The sequence below is a fragment of the Serratia marcescens subsp. marcescens ATCC 13880 genome (assembly GCF_017299535.1).
GTDB classification, from domain to species: domain Bacteria; phylum Pseudomonadota; class Gammaproteobacteria; order Enterobacterales; family Enterobacteriaceae; genus Serratia; species Serratia marcescens.
In genome coordinates this window covers 931,292-953,457 of record NZ_CP071238.1, presented here as the reverse complement: position 1 = coordinate 953,457, position 22,166 = coordinate 931,292, and the positions used below count along the sequence as shown (strand labels likewise).

The 22,166-nt window shown below is 60.2% G+C and carries 24 protein-coding genes and 1 tRNA gene; 3 read left to right on the top strand and 22 right to left on the bottom strand.

Annotation, left to right across the window (positions count from 1 at the left end; genetic code table 11):
• Positions 1–3: 3 nt before the first annotated feature.
• From J0F90_RS04440 to gpt, 12 genes are all read right to left on the bottom strand, one after another.
• A complete protein-coding gene (locus J0F90_RS04440; protein ID WP_033641314.1) occupies positions 4–339 on the bottom strand; it encodes a DUF5375 family protein in 336 nt (111 codons plus the stop codon).
• Positions 336–599, bottom strand: coding sequence for a hypothetical protein (locus J0F90_RS04435; protein ID WP_015376559.1), 264 nt, complete (start codon positions 597–599; stop codon positions 336–338). The genes J0F90_RS04440 and J0F90_RS04435 overlap by 4 nt, the downstream gene beginning before the upstream one ends.
• Positions 596–1,141 (bottom strand): host cell division inhibitor Icd-like protein, encoded by a 546-nt coding sequence (locus J0F90_RS04430; RefSeq protein WP_042706795.1) that lies wholly within the window; start codon positions 1,139–1,141, stop codon positions 596–598. Before J0F90_RS04430 ends, J0F90_RS04435 begins: the two co-directional genes overlap by 4 nt.
• Entirely contained in the window at positions 1,128–1,340 is a 213-nt protein-coding gene (locus J0F90_RS04425; protein ID WP_227944656.1) for a hypothetical protein, read from the bottom strand. Before J0F90_RS04425 ends, J0F90_RS04430 begins: the two co-directional genes overlap by 14 nt.
• Positions 1,340–1,603: a helix-turn-helix transcriptional regulator gene (locus tag J0F90_RS04420; RefSeq protein WP_033641312.1), complete on the bottom strand. Its 264-nt coding sequence runs from the start codon at positions 1,601–1,603 to the stop codon at positions 1,340–1,342. Before J0F90_RS04420 ends, J0F90_RS04425 begins: the two co-directional genes overlap by 1 nt.
• Positions 1,604–2,350: 747 nt before the next feature.
• Positions 2,351–3,541 (bottom strand): tyrosine-type recombinase/integrase, encoded by a 1,191-nt coding sequence (locus J0F90_RS04415; protein ID WP_033641311.1) that lies wholly within the window; start codon positions 3,539–3,541, stop codon positions 2,351–2,353.
• 162 nt (positions 3,542–3,703) lie between these two features.
• A tRNA-Thr gene (locus tag J0F90_RS04410) sits at positions 3,704–3,779 on the bottom strand.
• 189 nt (positions 3,780–3,968) lie between these two features.
• Positions 3,969–5,222, bottom strand: a complete 1,254-nt coding sequence (proA, locus tag J0F90_RS04405) for a glutamate-5-semialdehyde dehydrogenase (protein WP_015376739.1) — start codon at positions 5,220–5,222, stop codon at positions 3,969–3,971.
• A 9-nt stretch (positions 5,223–5,231) separates the two neighbouring features.
• On the bottom strand, positions 5,232–6,335 hold the full coding sequence (gene proB / locus J0F90_RS04400; RefSeq protein ID WP_015376738.1) for a glutamate 5-kinase: 1,104 nt from the start codon (positions 6,333–6,335) through the stop codon (positions 5,232–5,234).
• 116 nt (positions 6,336–6,451) lie between these two features.
• Positions 6,452–6,853: a sigma factor-binding protein Crl gene (crl, locus tag J0F90_RS04395; RefSeq protein ID WP_004930258.1), complete on the bottom strand. Its 402-nt coding sequence runs from the start codon at positions 6,851–6,853 to the stop codon at positions 6,452–6,454.
• Positions 6,854–6,913: 60 nt separating this feature from the next.
• On the bottom strand, positions 6,914–8,161 hold the full coding sequence (gene frsA / locus J0F90_RS04390) for an esterase FrsA (protein ID WP_016928979.1): 1,248 nt from the start codon (positions 8,159–8,161) through the stop codon (positions 6,914–6,916).
• Positions 8,162–8,464: 303 nt separating this feature from the next.
• Positions 8,465–8,923, bottom strand: coding sequence for a xanthine phosphoribosyltransferase (gene gpt, locus J0F90_RS04385; protein WP_004930253.1), 459 nt, complete (start codon positions 8,921–8,923; stop codon positions 8,465–8,467).
• A gap of 339 nt (positions 8,924–9,262) precedes the next feature.
• Here gpt and pepD point away from each other — a divergent pair, with 339 nt between their 5' ends.
• Positions 9,263–10,723 carry a beta-Ala-His dipeptidase gene (gene pepD / locus J0F90_RS04380; protein WP_033641310.1) on the top strand — a complete coding sequence of 487 codons (1,461 nt, stop codon included), beginning with the start codon at positions 9,263–9,265 and terminating at the stop codon, positions 10,721–10,723.
• Positions 10,724–10,765: 42 nt separating this feature from the next.
• Here the strand turns inward: pepD and dinB are convergent, their stop codons facing one another.
• Positions 10,766–11,827: a DNA polymerase IV gene (gene dinB / locus J0F90_RS04375; protein ID WP_033641309.1), complete on the bottom strand. Its 1,062-nt coding sequence runs from the start codon at positions 11,825–11,827 to the stop codon at positions 10,766–10,768.
• Between the two features lie 183 nt (positions 11,828–12,010).
• Between dinB and J0F90_RS04370 the strand changes: the two genes are divergently transcribed.
• Positions 12,011–12,907, top strand: a complete 897-nt coding sequence (locus J0F90_RS04370; protein WP_033641308.1) for a glycerophosphodiester phosphodiesterase family protein — start codon at positions 12,011–12,013, stop codon at positions 12,905–12,907.
• A 32-nt stretch (positions 12,908–12,939) separates the two neighbouring features.
• Here J0F90_RS04370 and nqrM read toward each other — a convergent pair whose 3' ends face one another.
• The 8 genes from nqrM to J0F90_RS04330 are packed head-to-tail and all read right to left on the bottom strand — an operon-like array spanning position 12,940 to position 20,050.
• Positions 12,940–13,167 (bottom strand): (Na+)-NQR maturation NqrM, encoded by a 228-nt coding sequence (gene nqrM, locus J0F90_RS04365; RefSeq protein ID WP_016928987.1) that lies wholly within the window; start codon positions 13,165–13,167, stop codon positions 12,940–12,942.
• Between the two features lie 7 nt (positions 13,168–13,174).
• Positions 13,175–14,224, bottom strand: a complete 1,050-nt coding sequence (locus tag J0F90_RS04360) for an FAD:protein FMN transferase (protein ID WP_033641307.1) — start codon at positions 14,222–14,224, stop codon at positions 13,175–13,177.
• Positions 14,208–15,431, bottom strand: a complete 1,224-nt coding sequence (gene nqrF / locus J0F90_RS04355; RefSeq protein ID WP_033634097.1) for an NADH:ubiquinone reductase (Na(+)-transporting) subunit F — start codon at positions 15,429–15,431, stop codon at positions 14,208–14,210. Before nqrF ends, J0F90_RS04360 begins: the two co-directional genes overlap by 17 nt.
• Positions 15,432–15,446: 15 nt before the next feature.
• Positions 15,447–16,043, bottom strand: coding sequence for an NADH:ubiquinone reductase (Na(+)-transporting) subunit E (gene nqrE / locus J0F90_RS04350; RefSeq protein ID WP_004930235.1), 597 nt, complete (start codon positions 16,041–16,043; stop codon positions 15,447–15,449).
• Between the two features lie 6 nt (positions 16,044–16,049).
• Positions 16,050–16,679: an NADH:ubiquinone reductase (Na(+)-transporting) subunit D gene (locus J0F90_RS04345; RefSeq protein ID WP_004930232.1), complete on the bottom strand. Its 630-nt coding sequence runs from the start codon at positions 16,677–16,679 to the stop codon at positions 16,050–16,052.
• Positions 16,672–17,466 carry a Na(+)-translocating NADH-quinone reductase subunit C gene (locus J0F90_RS04340; RefSeq protein ID WP_015376731.1) on the bottom strand — a complete coding sequence of 265 codons (795 nt, stop codon included), beginning with the start codon at positions 17,464–17,466 and terminating at the stop codon, positions 16,672–16,674. Before J0F90_RS04340 ends, J0F90_RS04345 begins: the two co-directional genes overlap by 8 nt.
• The gene (locus J0F90_RS04335; RefSeq protein WP_016928991.1) at positions 17,456–18,697 is read right to left on the bottom strand and encodes an NADH:ubiquinone reductase (Na(+)-transporting) subunit B; all 1,242 of its coding nucleotides are present in this window, start codon (positions 18,695–18,697) and stop codon (positions 17,456–17,458) included. The genes J0F90_RS04340 and J0F90_RS04335 overlap by 11 nt, the downstream gene beginning before the upstream one ends.
• Before the next feature lie 3 nt (positions 18,698–18,700).
• Positions 18,701–20,050 (bottom strand): Na(+)-translocating NADH-quinone reductase subunit A, encoded by a 1,350-nt coding sequence (locus tag J0F90_RS04330; protein ID WP_028128252.1) that lies wholly within the window; start codon positions 20,048–20,050, stop codon positions 18,701–18,703.
• Positions 20,051–20,604: 554 nt separating this feature from the next.
• Between J0F90_RS04330 and dpaA the strand changes: the two genes are divergently transcribed.
• A complete protein-coding gene (gene dpaA / locus J0F90_RS04325) occupies positions 20,605–21,375 on the top strand; it encodes a peptidoglycan meso-diaminopimelic acid protein amidase (RefSeq protein ID WP_004930225.1) in 771 nt (256 codons plus the stop codon).
• Here the strand turns inward: dpaA and J0F90_RS04320 are convergent.
• On the bottom strand, positions 21,310–22,113 hold the full coding sequence (locus J0F90_RS04320; protein WP_004930222.1) for a class II glutamine amidotransferase: 804 nt from the start codon (positions 22,111–22,113) through the stop codon (positions 21,310–21,312). The genes dpaA and J0F90_RS04320 overlap by 66 nt on opposite strands.
• Positions 22,114–22,166: the final 53 nt, after the last annotated feature.

The following is a 22,166-nucleotide window of genomic DNA, read 5'->3' as shown; positions in this document are numbered from 1 at the left end:
TCCTCAGTGTACGGTGGCGTTCTGCGATGCCGACAGGCGCTCGCAGCACAGCTCGTCCATCATCTTTTGCCCCAGCGCGGTCAAGCGCGGTGCGGCCACCAGAACGTCCGGCTGCACCATGTCACTCAGCATGGTGCACGCCATGTCCATGCCGTCCTCTGCGCCGTACTGACGCACAAAGTGCCCTTCCAGGCGCACGGCAATCGTCATCTGAAGCTCGTCCAGCGTGTACCCCAGGCTCACCCGGTAAAAGGCACAGGTATCCAGGTAGGCCTGCGCCACGGCGCGGCGGAAAACGGCGGTACGGACTTCAATCGGTAAACAGGATGCAGTGTTCATGCGGCGGTGGCCTCCATGCGGGCAAGGATTTGGGATTCACAGGTGTTGACGACGTGGCCGAGCTGGTCGGTCAGCAAGGCAATGACCGAGGCAAACGATGCCTGTTGCACGGCATCGGGGCGCTGCCCGCCGAGGTCGAGGGTGTCCAGCAGGTCGAGGAACAGCACGCCGGTGGCGTGCGCATGCTGGAGACGCAGAAAATCGGCGTGCGGGATAGGGTAATGGGTGTCGCGGTAATAGCGGTCGGCCAGGGTGTTCATGCTGCCGCCTTAACCGGCAAACGACCGGCAAAGGACAACACATAATCACGGGCCAGCAGGCGGCGAGCGTTGTGCTCAGAATCCGCCACGGTGCGCACGATACGCGGTGAAGCCGTCAGCGCAGAACGGCGCACGGCCGCAAACAGGAAGCAGAATGTCGGGTGAGTCGGGGTGAGGGTCGTAGCCATGGTGGCAGCCTCCTTAGAGTAAAGGTTATTGCTACCACCGAAGTTCCTACACTTATGGGTGGTAGCCCAGACGGGGGTAGGAATACCGGCCTCTAAGAATACCGGCCAGCCCGAAGGCTGCCCCGCCTGAGCCACCATTGATTGACTGCTGCGATAGCATAACATCCACCGCGCAAAAAATGAGCAAGCAAAGGCTGCGACATAAAAAAACACGCCTGGCGCGTGTTGTGTCGCCTTAGAGATACACGGGTTCCTACGCCCGGCTGCCGATTTTGCGGCAGCGGGAGGACTATAGCGCAGGGCCGGACGTGGGAGCAAGCCGTAAGACGCCCCCGGACGTTCAATCGATCGCATAGTGATCAATCACTTCGGCGGCATGCAGCAGACGCAGCTCGGCCCGCCGGTTCGTCAGACGAATAACGCCGTGTTTATCGCTGCGATGTTCAGGCAAGACGATATCCGGGTGTTTGCGCTGCAACAAGATGGCTTCCGCCACAAACAGCGCGTCGTTGTCGCTCAGGGTAAAACGGTGTCGGCCCAGCGTTAACTGCATCACTCGGCACTCCCCTGATGGCGGTTGGCGATGCGTTCATCCATCCAATGCTCGACCTCGGAGACCAGCCAGGCGACATTTTTACCGCCGAGGGAGACCTGAACCGGAAACTGTTTGCGGCCCATCATCTCGTACACAGTGGAACGGGACAGGCCGGTGGTGTAGAGCACTTCCGGCAGGCGGATAAAGCGCTCTCGCGGGGTGTAACCGCCAGGAAACACCGGCGACAGAGTGGATGGGGCGGGAGTGGAAACGGTCAACATAAAACGCGACCTCTTTGTGTCCGGCCAACGCTGGCCGGGACTGTGTGAACTTCGGTAGCGCCCTATTATGTGAAGTTTTACCGGGGTGGCAACAAGGTGTTGTTGTGTGGTGGAACAGATTTTATGCTTGTTTTTCAATCAAGTGGACAACGCTGGCCGATATTGGCCTTTATTGGCATTTATTGACCGTTGTTGGCAAACCGGCCGAAAAGCCTGAGCGATGAATGGGCGGTTGATTAACAGGGAAAAACCGCCAAACACCGGCTCGCCAGGGAAAAGGCCTTGTGAGAGCCGGTGAACAGGCGTGAACACCGGGTGAACGGATACAGTCGCCACTCTTCACCCCACTACTAACTGATTTATCTCTACTTTTTTATTTTGGTGAACAGTATGAAGAGTTATGAATAAAACTAAAAGCGCTCTGATGTGATTATCGTCAGCGCGCGGTACATCTCCCCCGCATCAGAAACTGCCCTCGGTCACCGGTTTGCGGTGACGCATGACAACGCCAGGCGCAACGCCCTCTCACCCCGTCATCAAAAAAGGCTTTTTTCCTGGCTAGCGGGTGTCAAATGACGCGTGCATGCATAGGGTGCATGATTTTGCATGCGGAAAGATGCATGTTTTACCCCCTGCCGCACCAGCAGCGGCGCGGCTTGCGGCCTCTCATTCAGGTGCATGAAAAGCGACACACAAAGCGCGCAGGCGAGGCGGGGGTAGCATTGCGCGCCAGGGGGTTTTAACGATTTATTGGCGGTGAGACTGACGAGCAAGGCCCGCGATAAAGTCGGCGTACCACTGCAACATGTCACGACGCTTCTCAAGGTACTGCGCGTGGTTGTAAGTGCCGCGAATGGCGTTCTTATCCACGTGAGCGAGCTGCATCTCTATCCAGGCGGTATTGAAGTCCTGCTCATGCAAAATCGTGGACATCATGTGCCTGAAGCCATGGCCGGTGAGCCGACCGTGATAACCGATACGCTTAAGGAGCTGGTTGATACTCGCTTCGCTCATCGGCTTGTTGACGTCATTACGGCCCGGGAAAACATAGCGATAGTTGCCCGTATAGGTTCTCAGTTCATTCAGGATGGCCACCGCCTGCGTCGATAACGGCACGAGATGCTCCCGGCGCATTTTCATGCGCTCCAGCGGAATTTCCCAAAGCGCGTTATCCAGATCAAACTCATGCCATTGCGCCATGCGCAGCTCAATCCCCCTGACTCCGGTCAACATCAGCAACTTCGTCGCCAGTTGTACTAACCGACTACCGGAGTACGCCTCCAGCGCAGCAAGAAATCCGGGGATTTCATCAACGGATAAAAAAGGATAATGAGTAGATTTTGGGCTAATCAAAACGGTGGAGAGATCGGCGGCCGGGTTGAACTCCGCCCGCCCGGTTGCCGTGGCATATCGGAAGACCTCACCACAGCGCTGTCTGACCTTACGCATTTTCTCAAGCGCCCCACGCGCCTCAATTTTGCGAAGAACGGTGAGTAGCTCAAGCGGCTTTATCGCTGATATGGGGCGCTGCCCCAGATAGGGGAAAATATCAATGTTGAACGCGTCCATGATATCGGTCGCATAGCCTTCTGACCACGTCGCCAATTTGGACTTATGCCACTCCTTCGCAATCGCTTCAAAGGTGTTCGCATTCCCGTATAGCTGCGCCAGCTTTTTCTCTTTACGAACTGTGCTGGGGTTCTGCCCCTCAGCAACTAACTTTCTGGATTCATCGCGTTTTGACCGAGCATCGGCCAACGAAACGGCAGGATAGACGCCGAATGAAATCATCTTGGGCTTACCGGCAAAGCGATAACGAAAGCGCCAGCTCTTGCTGCCATTGGGTTCAACCAAAAGGGATAAGCCCAACCCATCACTCAACGTGTAAGGTTTAGGGGTGGGTTTAGCATTCCGGATTTGTAAGTTATTAAGTCGCATGTGTATAGAAATTCAAGACCGAACAGAAGTACACGCAATTCTACACACACATGATATTGGATTCCACAGGACAGCGCCGGACAATCACGGACATAAAATCCAATCAATACATTGTTATTTAATATATTTCTGGATAATCACGGACGTCACAGGAAGAGGAGGTGGTGCCGATAATAGGAGTCGAACCTACGACCTTCGCATTACGAATGCGCTGCTCTACCAACTGAGCTATATCGGCATCGAGCCGGACCTGCGGGGCAAGCCGGAAGTGCGTTGAACAAGGTAGACCCGTGCACGAAATGAGTCAATAGCCACCGGGGCGTTTGGTTGTTTTGCAAGCAGCCAGACTGCCGCGCGTTGCCCCCTTCACAAAAAAATCAGGGCGCAGCCCGCTGCGCCCTGACGTCTTTATGACCGCAATGCGGCCTTAGCTGCGCACCAGATCGTCGCCGTAGCCGATCCACTTGTAGGTGGTCAGCGCGTCCAGGCCCATCGGGCCGCGGGCGTGCAGTTTCTGGGTGCTCACCGCCACTTCTGCGCCCAGGCCGAACTGGCCGCCGTCGGTGAAGCGAGTGCTGGCGTTAACGTACACCGCCGAGGAGTCCACCGCGCGCACGAAGTGCTCGGCGCTGCTCAGCGAACGGGTGAGGATCGCGTCGGAGTGGTTGGTGCCGTGGGTGCGGATGTGGTCGATGGCCTGATCGATATCGTCCACCAGCAACACGTTCAGATCCAGAGACAGCCATTCGTCGTCGTAATCCTCCGCGTTCACCGGCACCACCGTCGCCGGGCCGCCCTGCAGCAGCGGCAGCGCGTTTTCCGCCGCGTGCAGCGTCACGCCGGCCGCCGCCATTTTGGCGCTCAGCGCAGGCAGGAACTCGGCGGCGATGCTGCGGTTCACCAGCAGCGTTTCCAGCGAGTTACAGGCGCTCGGGCGCTGGATCTTGGCGTTTTCAATGACCGTCAGCGCCTTGTCGAAATCGACGTCGGCATCCACGTAGGTGTGGCACACGCCGATGCCGCCGGTGATCACCGGAATGGTCGATTGCTCGCGGCACAGCTTGTGCAGGCCGGCGCCGCCGCGCGGGATCAGCATGTCAACGTAGCGATCCAGACGCAGCAGTTCGTTCACCAGCGCGCGATCCGGGCTGTCGATCGCCTGCACCGCCGCCGCCGGCAGGCCGCACTGTTCCAGCGCCTGCTGGATCACTTTCACCGTCGCCTGGTTGGTATTGTGCGTCTCTTTACCGCCGCGCAGGATCACTGCGTTGCCGGTTTTCAGGCACAGGCTGGCGACGTCGATGGTGACGTTCGGCCGCGCCTCGTAAATCACGCCGATCACGCCGAGCGGCACCCGGCGGCGCTCCAGCTTCAGCCCGCTGTCCAGCAGGTTGCCGTCCAGCACGTGGCCGACCGGATCGTTCAGGCGGCATACCTGGCGCACGTCGTTGGCGATCGCCGCCAACCGCGCCGGGGTCAGCAGCAGGCGATCGAGCAGCGCTTCGCTCATGCCGGTGGCGCGCGCCTGCGCCATGTCTTGTTCGTTCGCCAGCAGGATCGCCTCACTGTTGGCTTCCAGCCTGTCGGCCATCACCGACAGCACCTGATTCTTCTTCGCCGTGCTAAGCACCGCCAGCTGCCAGGAGGCCTGCTTGGCGGCCTTCCCCATCTGCTCCAGCATGCTCACTCCTTAACTGACAATCATATCGTCGCGGTGCACTGCCACCGGACCGTATTCGTAACCGAGGATCTCGCTGATTTCCTGCGAGTGGTGCCCGGCGATCATGCGCATCGCATCGCTGTTATAGCGGCTGACGCCGTGCGCCAGATCGCGCCCCGCCAGGTTGCGGATGCGGATCACTTCGCCGCGCGAGAAATCGCCCTTCACTTCGCGGATGCCCTTCGGCAACAGCGAGCTGCCGCGCGCCATCATCGCTTCCACCGCGCCGTCGTCGACGGTGATCTCACCGGCCGGCGGCGCGCCGAAGATCCAGCGCTTGCGATTTTCCAGCGGGGTTTCCAGCGCGTGGAAACGGGTGCCCACCGGTTTGCCTTCGATCACGTCCGCCACCACGCCCGGCTTGCTGCCCGCGGCGATCACCACATCGATGCCGGCGCGGCAGGCCACGTCGGCCGCCTGCAGCTTGGTACCCATGCCGCCGGTGCCCAGGCCGGAGACGCTGTCGCCGGCGATGGCGCGCAGCGCGTCGTCGATGCCGTGCACTTCACGGATCAGTTCGGCCTGCGGGTTGTTGCGCGGATCGGCGGTGTAGAGGCCCTGCTGATCGGTCAGCAGCAGCAGTTTGTCGGCCCCGGCCAGAATGGCCGCCAGCGCCGACAGGTTATCGTTGTCGCCCACCTTGATTTCGGCGGTGGCGACGGCGTCGTTCTCATTGATTACCGGCACGATGCGGTTGTCCAGCAGCGCCGTCATAGTGTCGCGCGCATTGAGGAAGCGCTCGCGGTCTTCCAGATCGGCGCGCGTCAGCAGCATCTGCCCGACGTGAATGCCGTAAATGGAGAACAGCTGTTCCCACAGCTGGATCAGCCGGCTCTGCCCCACCGCCGCCAGCAGCTGCTTGGAGGCGATGGTGGCGGGCAGCTCGGGGTAACCCAGGTGTTCGCGCCCGGCGGCGATGGCGCCGGAGGTGACGATGACGATGCGGTGGCCCGCGGCGTGTTGCTGCGCGCACTGGCGCACCAATTCGACGATGTGGGCGCGGTTAAGACGCAGCGATCCGCCGGTCAACACGCTGGTGCCCAATTTCACAACCAATGTCTGGCTGCCGTTCATAGTATTTCTGCCGTGTGTAATGATGAGAAGAAGAGTGCAAAGGTCTTTGTAACAGGAGAGACGCGTTATGCCAACAGGCACAACGCGAAATCAGCACAATACGTGGTCAAACGGGGTCAGGCGGAGAGTTTGATCAGTTTTTCTTTGAAATCGTCGGCGGGTTCCAGCCCCAGCTCCATGGTCGCCAACAGCTCGCCGAGGCGGCGATGGAAGTCGCGCAGGGTGTCTTCCAGCTTGGCGTTCACTTCATCATCCTTAATGTTTTGCGCCGTCCAGTCGCCTTCCTTGTCGAACAGGCCGAATTGGTACGAATAGGTGAAGCGCGCCTCTTCCGCCTGCAGCTCCATCCACCAGCCCCAGAACTCACGCTTCTCCGGAGCGGGCTTTACATTGACGCAGACGGCCAAACAATCAAAGAAAAAACGGTCGTTTTCACATTGCCCTTCACGCAGGTACGGCCCCAAGCTGGCAAAACGTTTCATTAGTCGGCTTTTAGGGTGACCACTCGGTAACGTCATTCTCTAACCTCCTCAATGTAGACCACTCTTTTTAACAAACTGTTAAAATTTAGCAACTAATTAACGCATTTTGTCCCTCAGCCAACCGGACATCTGCAGCAACGCCCGGTGGAAGCTGTCGTAAACCGGGGTGCGCGGGATGGCGACCAGCTTGCCGCTCACCGAGGAGGTGACGATCAGCTGCGACTCTTCTTTCGGGCTGAGCGTATCGCGCTCCCAGTAGCCGGAGATCATCGGCGTCGGGCAACGGCGCCCCAGCAACCCCTGCATTTTCAGCGAGTAGCTGTTCAGCTCCACCTTCAGCACATTGTCGGAGGCATTGGCCATGCCCATGCGGCTGGCCAGCACGTCCATATACATGTCCGGCACATTCAACTGGGTGCTGCTGTCGCACAGCAGGCGATGCACCACCGGCCCCAGGCAGGCCACGCCGCGCAGCCGCTGCGGCTCCAGATAGGCCAAGCGCACCGCCACGTTGGCGCCGAAACGGAAGCCGAAAGCGCTCACCCGCTGATGATCCACCCACGGCACCGAGGCCAGCTGGATCAGCACCTGCTGGTGCAGGTAGCTGGAGTCCTGCGTCAGCTTCCACTTGCAGGAGGAGCCGATCGACGGCATGTCGAGCGTCAGCATGGCGATGCCGTGCGGCGCCAGGTAGTCGCGGAACAGACGGTGATAGTCGGTCTGCAGCGTATCGAGACTGCCGCACATCAGCACCGTAGGGAACGGCGCCTCGCCCTTCTCGGGCATGTGCAGGAAACCGGTGACGCAACCGCCGCCTTCGATGCGGAACTCCAGCTCTTTCAGCTGATACGGCAACAGCAGCGCCGCCTCTTCATAAGCGCGGTTGGCGAGCATCTCCGCCTGTTCAGCCAGCTCGTCGCCCTTCAGATGCGGGTAGCCGGCGATGCTGTACAGGCTCGCGGCCTTCAGCCAGTACTCGCCGCCGAGCAGCGGATCCTGCTGCTCCGTCGCCCGCTGCTGCCACTGCATGCCCTGATGGATCCACTCGTAGATCCAGTTGCCGTTGCGGTAGCCCACCACGGTATCCAGCCGCTGCGGGTTGCTGCGCTCGGCGTCCGAGGCGGCGATGCGCGCCAACACTTCGTGGATTTCGATCGGGCTGACGCCGCGCCAGGCCCACAGCAGCGGGTTCAGCATGCGATACCAGCTGCCGGTGGTGTCGCCTTCCAACGCGGAATGCATGGCGGCGCTCACTTTGTTGCGCGCGCGCAGCACCAGCGTCGAGGTTTCAGGGTGTTTGAATTTGGGCTTGAAAAGAATTTCAGAAAGGTTGGCCTGTGCCATGGTAACAACAGCCTCCGTAAATCTGGCGATAGGCCGCAACAGGCCTACTTAACTGGAGGTAGTGTACCTAACTCTGGCGGGATAAACCAAGATAACGCAAACGCCCGGCATAACCGAGCGTCAGGTGGCTGACAAAGGAGGAAAAAGCGTGGTTTTTCCTCCTTTGTGGTCAACGGCCGAAAATCAATAAATTGATTTTCCTGATTTTTTATATCTTGCCTTCGGTAAGCCTGACAACGCCATCACGTTTATCATTAAACAAACGCCCGGCATAACCGGGCGTTGACTTGGAACTGGCTGGGCTTAGCGACCGCCGATAGGGGGAACGAAGCTGACGCCCATGTCCCACGGCTGCTCAATCCAGGTGTCCTGCGGGATGTCGATCACGTAGTCGTCCACCAGCGGACGGCCCGCCGGCTTGGCGAAGATGGTGACGAAATGCGCTTTCGGGTACATGTCGCGGATCGCTTTCGCGGTGCCGCCGGTATCCACCAGATCGTCCACCACGATGAAGCCTTCACCGTCGCCTTCGGCGCGCTTGAGCACTTTCATTTCGCGTTGGTTGTCATGGTCATAGCTGGAAATGCAGACGGTATCCACATAGCGGATGCCCAGCTCGCGCGCCAGCAGGCCCGCCGGCACCAGGCCGCCGCGGCTGACGGCAATGATGCCGGTCCATTTGTCGGCAGGCAGCAGGCGGTGCGCCAGCTTGCGTGCATGTATTTGCAGCATATCCCAGGTAACAACGTATTTTTCGCTCATAGAATCGTGTCCCAGCCGGTTGGTGAAGCGGCTTACTTTATAGTTCAGGGGAAAAAAGGTTGCGCGAGATTATAGAGACTGGCCGCGTTGAATTCCAGCTGTACCGAGGAAAACCTCGCGATTTCCGCCGGGCGGCTTTTCGGTGATTGATGCTGAAAAAGCGAGCGTTCCCGCCGCAAAGCCGTGTGATCAAGCGCTTAAACCGCACAATACGGGGGGCGCACCGCCGGAAATAAAGTGATATTCTCTGACGATCGTGCCACGACGCACAGATACCCGCTCACCTTAACCGCGCGGCACGCCCGTCCTGTCGGAGCCTGCCGTCACAGGAGACTTATAGTGTCTGAATTGTCTCAGCTTTCGCCACAGCCGCTGTGGGATATTTTCGCCAAGATCTGTTCTATCCCGCACCCTTCTTATCATGAAGAAGCGCTGGCGCAGCACATCCTCACCTGGGCCAAAGAAAAGAACCTGCACGCCGAGCGCGATCAGGTCGGCAATATCCTGCTGCGCAAGCCGGCCACCAAAGGCATGGAAAACCGCAAGCCGGTCGCGTTGCAGGCGCACCTGGACATGGTGCCGCAAAAGAATAACGACACCGTGCACGACTTCGCCAAGGATCCGATCCAGCCTTATATCGCCGGCGAGTGGGTGAAAGCGCGCGGCACCACGCTGGGCGCCGACAACGGCATCGGCATGGCCTCCGCCCTGGCGGTGCTGGCCGACGACAGCGTTGAGCACGGCCCGCTGGAAGTGCTGCTGACCATGACCGAAGAAGCCGGCATGGACGGCGCCTTCGGGCTGCAGCCGAACTGGCTGCAGGCGGACATCCTGATCAATACCGATTCCGAAGAAGAAGGCGAAATCTACATGGGTTGCGCCGGCGGTATCGACTTCATCACCACCCTGCCGCTGCAGCGCGAAGCGGTGCCGGCCGGTTACCAAACCCTGAAGCTGACCCTCAAGGGCCTGAAAGGCGGCCATTCCGGCGCCGAGATCCACGTCGGGCTGGGCAACGCCAACAAACTGCTGGCGCGCTTCCTGTTCGCCCATGCGGCGGCGCTGAACCTGCGCGTGCTGGACCTGAACGGCGGCACCCTGCGCAACGCCATCCCACGTGAAGCCTCCGCGGTGGTAGCGGTGCCGGCGGACAAGGCCGACGCGCTGAAAGCGCTGAGCCAGGAGTTCCTGGCCGTGCTGCAGAACGAACTCTCCGCCAAAGAGAAGAACATCACCGTGCTGCTGGAGCCGGCCACCAGCGCTTCGCAGGCGCTGAGCGCCGACAGCCAGCAACGCTTCCTGGCGCTGCTGAACGGCACGCCGAACGGCGTGATCCGCATGAGCGACGCGGTCAAAGGCGTAGTGGAAACCTCGCTGAACGTCGGCGTGGTCACCACCAGCGAAAATGAAGCGGAAATCATCTGCCTGATCCGCTCTCTGATCGACAGCGGCAAAGATTACGTGGTCGAGATGCTGACCGCGCTGGGCCAGCTGGCCGGCGCCAAGGTGGCGCCGAAGGGCGGTTACCCGGGCTGGCAGCCGGACGCCGACTCGCCGGTGATGCACCTGGTGCGCGAGCTGTATCAGGATCTGTTCAACAAGACGCCGAACATCATGGTGATCCACGCCGGCCTGGAATGCGGTCTGTTCAAAAAGCCGTATCCAAACATGGACATGGTATCGATCGGGCCAACCATCACCGGCCCGCACTCGCCGGATGAGCAAGTGCATATCGAAAGCGTCGGCCTGTACTGGAAGCTGCTGACCTCGCTGCTGAAAGCGATCCCTGAGCGCGCGTAATCTGCGCGCTTAACGCAAAAAGCCGGCGACTCGCCGGCTTTTTTATTCCCAAGGCAGCGCCAGCTGCCGCTCCAGCTGCGGATCGAGCAGCGTCACATGCAGCCCCACCAGCCGCACGCCGCGCCCCTCGCGCCGCTCGCGCCACGCCTGCCGCGCCACCGCCAGCAAATCCTGCCGGTTCAGCACCGGGAACACGTGCTCCTGGGTGGTTTGCTGAAAATCCTGAAACTTCAGCTTCACGCCCTGCCGGGCGATGTGCAGATCCGGCTTCACCTTGCGCAGCCGCATCTCCAGCTCGGGATAGAGTTTGTCGATAATCAGCGTTTCGCAGTCTTCCCAGTCGTGAATATCCTCCGCCAGCGTGCGCTCCACCCCCACCGATTTGCGCAGCCGCTCAGGAGAGATTTCGCGCCGATCGATGCCCTGACAGCGCTCCCACAGCACCCGGCCGAACTTGCCGAAGCGCTTGAGCAACTGCGCCAAATCGTATTGCTGCACGTCGGCGCAGGTGATAAGCCCCACTTCCTCCAGCCGCTTGGCGGTCACCTTGCCGACGCCGGGGATCTTGCTGAGCGGCAGCTGCTGCAAAAACGCCGGCACCTGCGCCGGCGTGATCACGTATTGCCCGTTCGGCTTGTTCATCTCGGAGGCGATTTTAGCGAGAAACTTGATTGGCGCGATGCCGGCCGACGCGGTGAGGTTCAGCTCGTCGGCGATCGCCTGACGGATTTCCTGGGCGATCAGCGTCGCCGAACCGTTGCATTGCGGGCTGTCGGTCACGTCGAGGTAGGCCTCGTCGAGCGAAAGCGGCTCGATCAACGGGGTATAGCGGGCAAAGATTTCACGGATGTGCTGCGAAGCTTCTTTGTAGGCCGCCATGCGCCCCGGCAGCAGGGTGAGATGCGGGCACAGTTTGAGCGCCATCGCCGTGGACATGGCGCTATGCACGCCGTAGCGCCGCGCCGGGTAGTTGGCGGTGCTGATCACCCCGCGGCGATCGGCGCTACCGCCAATCGCCAGCGGGATATCGCGCAGGCTGGGATCGTCGCGCATCTCCACTGCCGCGAAGAAGCAGTCCATATCGACATGAATGATTTTACGCATCGCACCCTCCAACAATACTGTATAAGTATACAGCCAGGTACCAAAAGCTCAAGGCCGCAGGCTTCGAGGAAAGCGGCGTTTCTGACAGATATTTCCGCGTTGTTAAAAAAGCTTAATTTTTCAATAGTATGATTTCCGCCATCCCGTGCGGCTCACCACAACGATAACGACAAGGTACCCTACATGATCAGATTTTCTCATTTGCTGCTGGCTTCCGCGCTGTCGCTGAGCGCGCTGGCGGCCAGCGCCGCCGCCGGTCATGCGCCGGCGATCGTCGCCCATCGCGGCGGCACCGCCGATGCGCCGGAAAACACTCGCATCGCCATCGAAACCGCGCTGAAAAACGGCGCCGACGCCATCTGGATCACCCTGCAAGCATCCAAAGACGGCGTCATCGTGCTGTATCGCCCCTCGGATCTGAAGGCGCTGACCAATCGGCAGGGTCCGGTTTCTGCCTATACCGCCGCGCAGCTGGCCAAGACCGACGCCGGTTGGGCGTTCGCCAAAGGCGATGCGCATCCGTTCCGCGGCCAGGGTATCGGCATTCCGCGGCTGGATGAGGTGTTGAAGGCCTTTCCGCGCGTGACTTTCTATCTGGACATCAAATCCCCGGATGCCGATCCGGCGCAGTTTGGCCAGGCGCTGCTGGCGACGCTGGAAAGCACCGACAGCCTGAATCGCACCCGCGTCTACTCTACCGACGCCAAATACCTGCAGGCGCTGCCGCCGGCCGTCCCGCGCTTCGAAAGCCGCGACGAAACCCGCACGCTGCTGGCCAACGTCACCATGGCGCACCAGTGCGATGTCAAACCGGACAACCGGCAGCCGCGCTGGTACGGGCTGGAGCTGAAGCGCGAGGTGGAAGTGGTGGAGAAGTACACCCTCGGCGAAGGGCGGTCGAAGGCGTTTCTGACCTGGGATAAAGAGTCGATGGATTGTTTCCGCTCGCAGGGCCCGGCGCACATCATTCTGTTCGGCGTCAACACGCTGCAGGCGTATCAGCAGGCGCTGGCGCTGGGCGCCGACGGCGTGATGGTCAACTCGCCGGCCGAGGCGAAAAGTTTCCGCAAGGCGAAATAAAAAAACCCGGCCAGGGCCGGGTTTTCACTTCGCTACAGAATACGGTGCTTTTCCAACTGCTCGCGCCGCTGCGCCGCTTTGGCTTCGCGCTTTTTGCGCGCATCGCACGGCTCCGGGCAGTCGCAGACTTTCTCCATGCCCAGCGCGGTGATGCCGCCGCAGCTGCCCTGCAGGCTTTTGCGTTTGAACACATAGCCCAGCGACATGCCGCCGACGATCAGCAGGAACAACACGAAAGTAGCGGCGAATACCGTCAACATAGCAACCTCACGAACGCTTTTTCAGATAGGGCTTGAACGCGTCTGAATAACGCTCCTCAAACCCGTCGGCGGTTTTCACGATCATGAACACCGGAATGCCGAGCAGGTTGGCCAGCGCCATGCCGCGCTCCGGCCCCATCACGTTCAGGCCGGTGGACAGGCCGTCGGCGGTCATGCAGGTCGGGCTCAGCACGGTGATCGACACCAGCCGATGATGGATCGGGCGCCCGGTGATCGGATCGATGGTGTGCGAATAGCGCACCCCGTCCTGCTCGAAGTAGTTGCGATAGTCACCCGAGGTGGCGATCGACATCTCCCCCGGTTGGATCACCAGCTGCGCCTGCTGCTGCGCGCCGGTGGTCGGGCGCTCGATGGCGATGCGCCACGGCTTTTGCTCGCCGTTGCGCCCGCGGGTGCGAACTTCACCGCCGATATCCACCATGTAGTCTTTCACGTGTTGCGATTGCAGATACTCCGCCACCACGTCCACGCCGTATCCTTTGGCGATCGAAGACAGGTCGACATACAGCTCGGGGATGCTTTTCACCAGCGCGCTGCCCTGCACCGCCAGTTTATCGGCGCCGGTCCAGGCGCGGCGGTGCGCCAGCTCCGCCTCGCTCGGCACCTTATCCGGCCGCCCTTCCGGGCCGAAGCCCCACAGGTTGACCAGCGGCCCGACGGTCACGTCCAGCGCGCCATCGGTGACGCGATTGATGCGCAGCGCTTCGCGCACCACTTTGGCGGTGGCCGGCGAAACCGGGAACGGCCGGTCAATGTCGCGGCTGGCGTTGAAGCGGCTGAGCTCGGAATCCGGCCGGTAGGTGGACATCTGATCGTTCACCTGCTCCAGCCGTTTGTCGATCTCCGCCTGCATCTCGCGCGCCGACGGCGTATTGTCGCCGGCCACGTAACGGATCGAATACGAGGTGCCCATGGTTTTACCCGTCAGGTCCACCTGTTCCGGCCCGCAGCCGGTCAGCAGCAGGGTGGCGCTCAGCGCCACGCCCGCCAGCCAGTTCTTCGTCGCCAATGCGCGCAATTTAGCCACCAAAGTCATCCAGCATGATGTTTTCGTCTTCGACGCCCAGATCTTTGAGCATCTTGATCACCGCGGCGTTCATCATCGGCGGCCCGCACATGTAAAACTCGCAGTCTTCCGGCGCCGGGTGGTTCTTCAGGTAGTTCTCCAGCAGAACATTATGGATAAAGCCGGTGTAGCCGGTCCAGTTATCTTCCGGCTGCGGATCCGACAGCGCCACGTGCCAGGTGAAGTTTTCGTTCTCCGCCTGCAGCTGGTTGAAATCGTCTTCATAGAACATCTCGCGCAGCGAACGCGCGCCGTACCAGAAAGTGATCTTGCGCTTCGAGTTCAGACGCTTGAGCTGATCGAAGATGTGCGAGCGCATCGGCGCCATGCCTGCGCCGCCGCCGATGAAGATCATTTCGGCGTCGGTGTCCTTGGCGAAGAACTCGCCGAACGGCCCGGAGATGGTCACCTTGTCGCCCGGCTTCAGCGACCAGATATAGGAAGACATGATGCCCGGCGGCACGTCCGGATTGTTCGGCGGCGGCGTGGCGATACGCACGTTGAGCATGATGATGCCCTTTTCTTCCGGGTAGTTGGCCATCGAGTAGGCGCGCACCGTGGTGTCGTTCACCGTCGAGCGGTAGCGGAACAGGTTGAACTTGTCCCAGTCGCCGCGATACTCCTGCGGCACGTCGAAGTCGGCGTAGCTGATGTCGTGCGCCGGCGCTTCGATCTGGATGAAGCCGCCCGCGCGGAACGGCACGTCTTCGCCATCGGGGATCTTCAGCTTCAGCTCTTTGATAAAGGTGGCTTTGTTATCGTTGGAGATAACCTCGCACTCCCATTTCTTCACGCCGAAGATCTCTTCCGGCAGTTCGATCTTCAGGTTCTGCTTCACGTTCACCTGGCACGCCAGGCGACAACCCTCTTTCGCTTCGCGCTTGTTGATGTGCGAGAGCTCGGTCGGCAGGATATCGCCGCCGCCCTCTTTGATCACCACCCGGCACTGGCCGCAGGAACCGCCGCCGCCACAGGCCGAGGAGACGAAAATCCCCTGGCTGGAGAGCACGTTGAGCAGCTTGTCGCCCGCCGGCGCATGGAAGCTCTTATCCAGATCGCCGTTGATTTCCACCGCAATGTCGCCGGTATTCACCAGCTTCGACTTGGCAAACAGGATCAGCAACACCAGCACCATCACGATGGCGGTGAACATTGCTACGCCTAAAATAATTTCCATAAATTCTTCCCGCCTTTACAACTGAACACCGGAGAAGGACATGAAGCCCAGCGCCATCAGTCCGGTGGTGATAAAGGTAATGCCCAGGCCGCGCAGCCCTGCCGGCACGTTGGCATACTTGAGTTTTTCGCGGATCCCCGCCATGGCGACGATCGCCAGCATCCAGCCGGTGCCGGAACCAAAGCCGTACACCACCGATTCAGCGAAGTTGTAGTCGCGCTGCACCATGAAGGACACGCCGCCGAAGATGGCGCAGTTCACGGTGATGAGCGGCAGGAAGATGCCGAGCGCGTTATACAGCGACGGGAAGAAACGATCGAGGATCATCTCCAGAATCTGCACCAGCGCCGCAATCACGCCGATGAAGGTGATGAAGTTGAGGAAGCTCAGATCGACGCCTTCCACCAGCGCGCCGTCGCGCAGGATCAGGTTGTAGACCAGGTTGTTCACCGGCACCGAAATGCCGAGCACGATGGTCACCGCGATGCCCAGGCCAAAGGCGGTCGAGACCTTCTTCGACACCGCCAGGAAGGTACACATCCCGAGGAAGAACGCCAGCGCCATGTTCTCAACGAACACCGCGCGCACAAACAGGCTGATATAGTGTTCCATCGGCCTTTACTCCTTTTCGATCTGCGCCGGCTTCAGGGTGCGCAGCACCCAGATCAGCAGGCCGATGATGAAGAACGCGCTCGGCGCCAGCAGGAACAGGCCGTTCGGCTGATACCAGCCGCCGTTCTGCACCGTTTCCAGCACCGGCACGCCGAACAGCTTGCCGGAGCCGATCAGCTCGCGCAGGAAACCGACCAGCACCAGGATCACCCCGTAGCCCAGCCCGTTGCCGATGCCGTCCATAAAGCTCTCGATCGGCGGCGACTTCATGGCGTAGGCCTCGGCGCGCCCCATCACGATACAGTTGGTGATGATCAGGCCGACGAACACCGACAGCTGCTTGGAGATCTCGAACGCATAAGCGCGCAGCAGCTGATCGACCACGATCACCAGCGAGGCGATGATCGCCATCTGCACGATGATGCGCACGCTGTTGGGAATATGGTGACGGATCAGCGAGATGAAGAAGCTGGAGAACGCGGTCACCAGCGTCACCGCAATGGTCATCACCACCGCCGTCTCCAGCTTGGTGGTCACCGCCAGCGCCGAACAGACGCCCAGCACCTGCAGGGCGATCGGGTTATTGTCGAACAGCGGCCCCAGCAGGACCCGCTTTATCTCTTTGGAATCAGCCATTTTTCAGCGCTCCTTCACGAACTTTTTTCAGGAACGGGCCGAAGCCGTGCTCGCCCAACCAGAAATCAAACGTATGCTGTACGCCGTTGGAGGTCAGCGTGGCGCCGGACAGGCCGTCCACACCATGCACATCCCCCTGACGCGCGCCGCCTTTCACCACGCGGATCGCCGGCTGGCCATTGTCGTCGAACAGCTGTTTGCCGACCCACTGCTGGCGCCAGGACGGGTTCTCGACCTCCCCGCCCAGCCCCGGGGTTTCCCCCTGGTCGTAGTAGGTGATGCCCTTGACCGTGTTGCCGTCATTATCCAGCGCCACGAAGGCGTACATCATCGACCACAGACCGGTGCCGTATACCGGCAGCACAATCTTGTTCACCTGGCCGCTTTCATCGCGCACCAGGTAGATTTCCGCCTGGTTGCTGCGGCGCTTGATGCCGGCCGGATCGTCGCCCGCCGCCAGCGCCACGCTTTTGGCGTCGTCGCGCAGCGCGGCGCCCAGATCGAACGCCGCCGCCTTGCCGGCGACAAACTCGCCGCTGTTCAGATCCACCAGGCGCGGTTCGATGCGCTCGCTGTACAGGCGCTTGACCTGCTCGCTCTCCATTTTCGGCTGCAACAGGCCGGCTACGTCGAGAATATTGCGCTGCTTGTCGAGCAGCTTTTGCTCCTGCTGTTTGGACTTCAGGCCGACGGCGGAGCCCGCCACCACCACTGAACACACCAGACACAGCAGCAGCACTACCAGCAGCGTTTTACCGATGCCGTCGTTTTTCGCTTCATTCGCCACGGGCTTTTCTCCGCTTGATGTTGGCCTGCACCACCAGGTAATCGAACAGCGGTGCGAACAGGTTGGCGAACAGGATCGCCAGCATCATGCCTTCCGGATAGGCGGGGTTGACTACCCTAATCAGCACGCACATCACGCCAATCAGAATGCCGTACCACCATTTCCCCTTATTGGTGAAGGAGGCGGAAACCGGGTCGGTCGCCATAAAGATCATGCCGAAAGCGAAGCCGCCCAGCACCAGATGCCAGTACCACGGCATGGCGAACATCGGGTTGGTGTCCGAACCGATGGCGTTGAACAACAGGGCGGAAGCCACCATGCCGAGCATTACGCCGGCGACGATGCGCCAGGAGGCCACGCGGCCGAACAGGATAATCGCCCCGCCGATCAGGATCATCAGCGTGGACACCTCACCGATCGAGCCGGGAATGTTGCCGAGGAAAGCGTCCAGCCAGCTGATGGACTGGCCGGTGGCCACGTTGCTCAGGCTGTGCGCCCCGCCCGCGCTCCACTGCGCCAGCGGCGTCGCGCCGGAGAAACCGTCCGCGGAGGTCCACACCAAATCGCCGGAGATCTGCGCCGGATAGGCGAAGAACAGGAAGGCGCGGCCGGCCAGCGCCGGGTTGAGGAAGTTGCGCCCGGTGCCGCCGAAGATCTCTTTGGCCACCACCACGCCGAAGGTGATGCCCAGCGCGGCCTGCCACAGCGGCAGGGTCGGCGGCACGATCAGCGCGAACAGGATGGACGTGACGAAGAAGCCTTCGTTGACCTCATGCTTGCGGATAATGGCGAACAGCACTTCCCAGAAGCCGCCGACTACGAATACCACGGCGTAGATCGGCAGGAAGTAACAGGCGCCCAGCACCATCTTGCTGACCCAGCCGGCGTCGGCCGCCAGCGAGGCGCCGAGCCACTGCGCCAGGCGATAATGCCAGTCGCCCGCCAGCACCTGTTGCAGCGCGTCGCCGCTGTACAGATGGTGCAGCGCCGGGATTGCCTGCTGGCCGACGTTGTACATGCCCCAGAACATCGCCGGGAACACCGCCAGCCACACCAGGATCATCATGCGTTTCAAATCGATGGCGTCGCGCACGTGCGAAGCGCCGCGCGTCACCGTGCCGGGGGTGTAAAACACCGTGGTGGTCGCTTCATACAGCGGGTACCACTTTTCCAGTTTGCCGCCCGGCGTGAAGTGATGCTCTATCTTCTCGAAATAATTCTTCAGGCCCATCGGTTATCCTTCCTGCTCAATCTTGGTCAGCACCTCGCGCAGCACCGGCGCGTACTCATACTTGCCGGGGCAAACGAAGGTGCACAGCGCCAGATCTTCCTCATCCAGTTCCAGGCAGCCCAGCGCTTGCGCGCTGTCGCTGTCGCCCGCCAGCAAATCGCGCAGCAGCAGCGTCGGCAAAATATCCAGCGGCATCACCCGCTCATAGTTGCCGATCGGCACCATGGCGCGCTCGCCGCCGTTAGTGGTGGTTGAGAAAGCGAACAGTTTGTTCTTCAGGAAGTGGCCCAGCGTGGTGCGGGTAATGGAGAATTTGTTCGGTGAGGGCACGATCCAACCGAACAGCTCTTTGTCGCGCCCTTCCTCCAACACCGACACCTGCGAGTGGAAGCGGCCGAGCCAGGCGTTCGGCCCGGCGGCGTGCATGCCGTTCAGCACCGAACCGGAGATCACCCGATTCTCGCCGCCTTTCAGGCGGCCGGCGGTCAGCTCATCGAGGCTGGCCCCCAGGCGGGTGCGCAGCAGCGCCGGCTGCGCCACCTGCGGCCCGGCCAGCGCCACCACACGGCGGGTATCGAGCTTGCCGGTGGTGAACAGCGTGCCGATGGCGATGACATCCTGGTAACCGATGTGCCAAACGATTTTCTTCAGGCTGACCGGTTCAAGGAAATGAATGTGGGTGCCCGCCAGCCCGGCGGGATGCGGGCCGGCGAATTCGCTGTAGGCGATCTGCGAGCCGCTTTGCTGCCCAACCGAGGCGCCGGCGGCGTGGCATACGTGTACCTTGCCCGCCGTCAGGCGCGCCAACACCACCAGCCCGGCGTTAAACGCCGCCTGCTGTTCGGCGATGATCACCTGCGGGTCGGCGGCCAACGGCTGGGTATCCATCGCGGTGACGAAAATGGCGCGCGGCTCGCTGCCGGGGCTCGGCGTTTTGCTGAACGGACGGGTGCGCAGCGCGGTCCACAAGCCGCTGGCGATCAGTTCGCTTTCGACCTGTTCACGCGGCAGCTGGCTCAGTTCACCCAGCGGATAGTGCGCAAACTCAAGCTGATCGTCGCCGCCGTTTTCCAGCGCAATCACCACCGATTGCAATACGCGCCGCTCGCCGCGGTTAATCGCGGCGATGCGGCCGCTGGCGGGTGCCGTGAAGAAAACCCCGGGGTTTTTCTTATCTTCGAACAACGCCTGGCCTTTCTTAACGGTATCGCCTTCCTGCACCAGCATGGAGGGGCGCATTCCGACATACTCTTCCCCAAGCAGGGCGACATGCTGAATGTTCGGGCCATCTTGGATCGCCTGAACCGGAACCCCGGCTATCGGCAGATCTAACCCTTTTCTAATCTTAATCATAGGATTTATACGATGTAGTTTGGTTTACACGTCTGCCCGGCCCCAGAGGCGGGTGCGGACGATGCCAGGATTGCCGGGCAGTGCGCACGACGGCACGCCCAACATGAACTTTCTCGCAGTGAATATATGGGGTAACGCGCATTCCCTTGATTCCCCCCTCTCCGTTATTTGCGTGACAATCGATGTGTTAACGGCCTGTAGCCAAATAACCACCGAAACGGCCGGGTTATATGCCATAACCTCCGCCGTTTCAATCGCCACCGCGCGTTAAATTGAAGAGAGAATATTAACATTGTTCGCAACATTGTTCTGCGTTCCGTCGTGACTTGGGTCAAGCAAACGCAATTAAATTTCGCCTGTTTTTCACTACTTATCGTTAAAATCTGCCGGTCATTTCACTTTTATCGAGCTTTGTCGTTTTTTTATACATATCACGTATTGCTAAAAATAAACGCGCTGGTAATCTGGCGGTGTTTTGCAGCAGTAAAAACAATAATCAGTGGCATGCTGGCCAGGTTGATTACGCCGGCAGATAAATATAAGCAGGAATTATAATGAGCAAAATCGCGCTGTTGTTTGCGATGCTTGTTTCTATGCCGATGATCACGGCCTGCAGCGCCAGCGAGCAGGTACCCGAAGCGCCGGTAGTTAAACAGCAATTATTGGGTTCGCCGGTCTATATTCAGATCTTCAAAGAGGAACGCAAGCTGGAATTGTATGCCAGAATGGGCAATGAATTCCGCCTGGTCAACACGTTCCCGATCTGTAATTTCTCCGGCGGGCTGGGTCCTAAACGTCGTGAAGGCGACTTTAAAAGTCCTGAAGGCTTTTATAGCGTTGACGCGCGCCATCTGAAACCCGACAGCAAGTATTATCGGGCGATCAATATCGGTTTCCCTAACGATTACGATAAGTCGCAGGGCTATTCCGGCGCTTATCTGATGATCCACGGCGAATGTAAATCGATCGGCTGTTACGCGATGACCAACACCTATATGGATGAGATCTATCGCTACGTCGAAGCCGCCTTCGCCTATGGCCAAAGCCGCGTCGACATCAGCATCTACCCGTTCCGCATGACCGAACAGAACCTGAAACGCCATGCGTCATCCAGCTATATCGCCTTCTGGCGCCAGCTGAAGCCGGGCTATGATTACTTCGCGAAGAACCGCCAACCGCCGACAATGGGCGTGGTCAATGGCCAGTACGTCTTGGGTCAACCGCTGATGAGCAGCGGCGGCATGATGACGCAGTACGCGTCAGCCAGCCCGACGCCCAACACCAACCCCTTCGCTCAGAACAAGCCGCTCACCGAAGTGAAATAACGCGAACTCGCCTGGCTCAATCTTGTGCCAGGTTTCGTTGGCGGTCAGCGGTTGGGTGGCGATCACCGTGACCACATCGTTCGGTGTGGTCTGTTGCTGAAAATCAATCTCCACGTCCTGATCAAGCAGCGTCGCCTTGCCGAACGGCGCGCGGCGCGTAATCCAATACAGGTTGGTGGAGCAATACGCCATCACGAAGCGCCCGTCCGACAACAGCATATTGAATACCCCTTTCTTGCGCAGTTGGCTCGCCAACAGGCCAATGTAGCGGAATACCGCCGGCCACTGGCTCGGGGTGCGCGGATATTTCAGCGCCAGCTGGTGCAACAGCCAGCAGAAGGCATATTCGCTGTCAGTCTGGCCGACCGGGCGGAACGTGCCGGTATCCAACTGACGATAGCCTTTCAATTGGCCGTTGTGCGCGTAGGTCCAGTTGCGGCCCCACAGTTCGCGGGTGAACGGATGGGTGTTTTCCAACGCCACTTCGCCGCGGTTGGCCTGGCGAATATGGGACACCACCGCGCAAGACTTGATCGGGTAGTCCTGCACCAGGCGGGCGATCGGCGAGTTGAAGCTCGGCTGCGGATCCTTGAATGTGCGGCAGCCGTTCCCTTCATAGAAGGTAATGCCCCAGCCATCCTTATGCGGCCCGGTGCGGCCGCCGCGCTGTACCAGGCCGGTAAAGCTGAAGCAGATATCGGTCGGTACGTTTGCGCTCATCCCGAGCAGTTCACACATCGCCAGCACTCCTTAACCACACTGACACAGACTGTGCGGACACGGCATACATG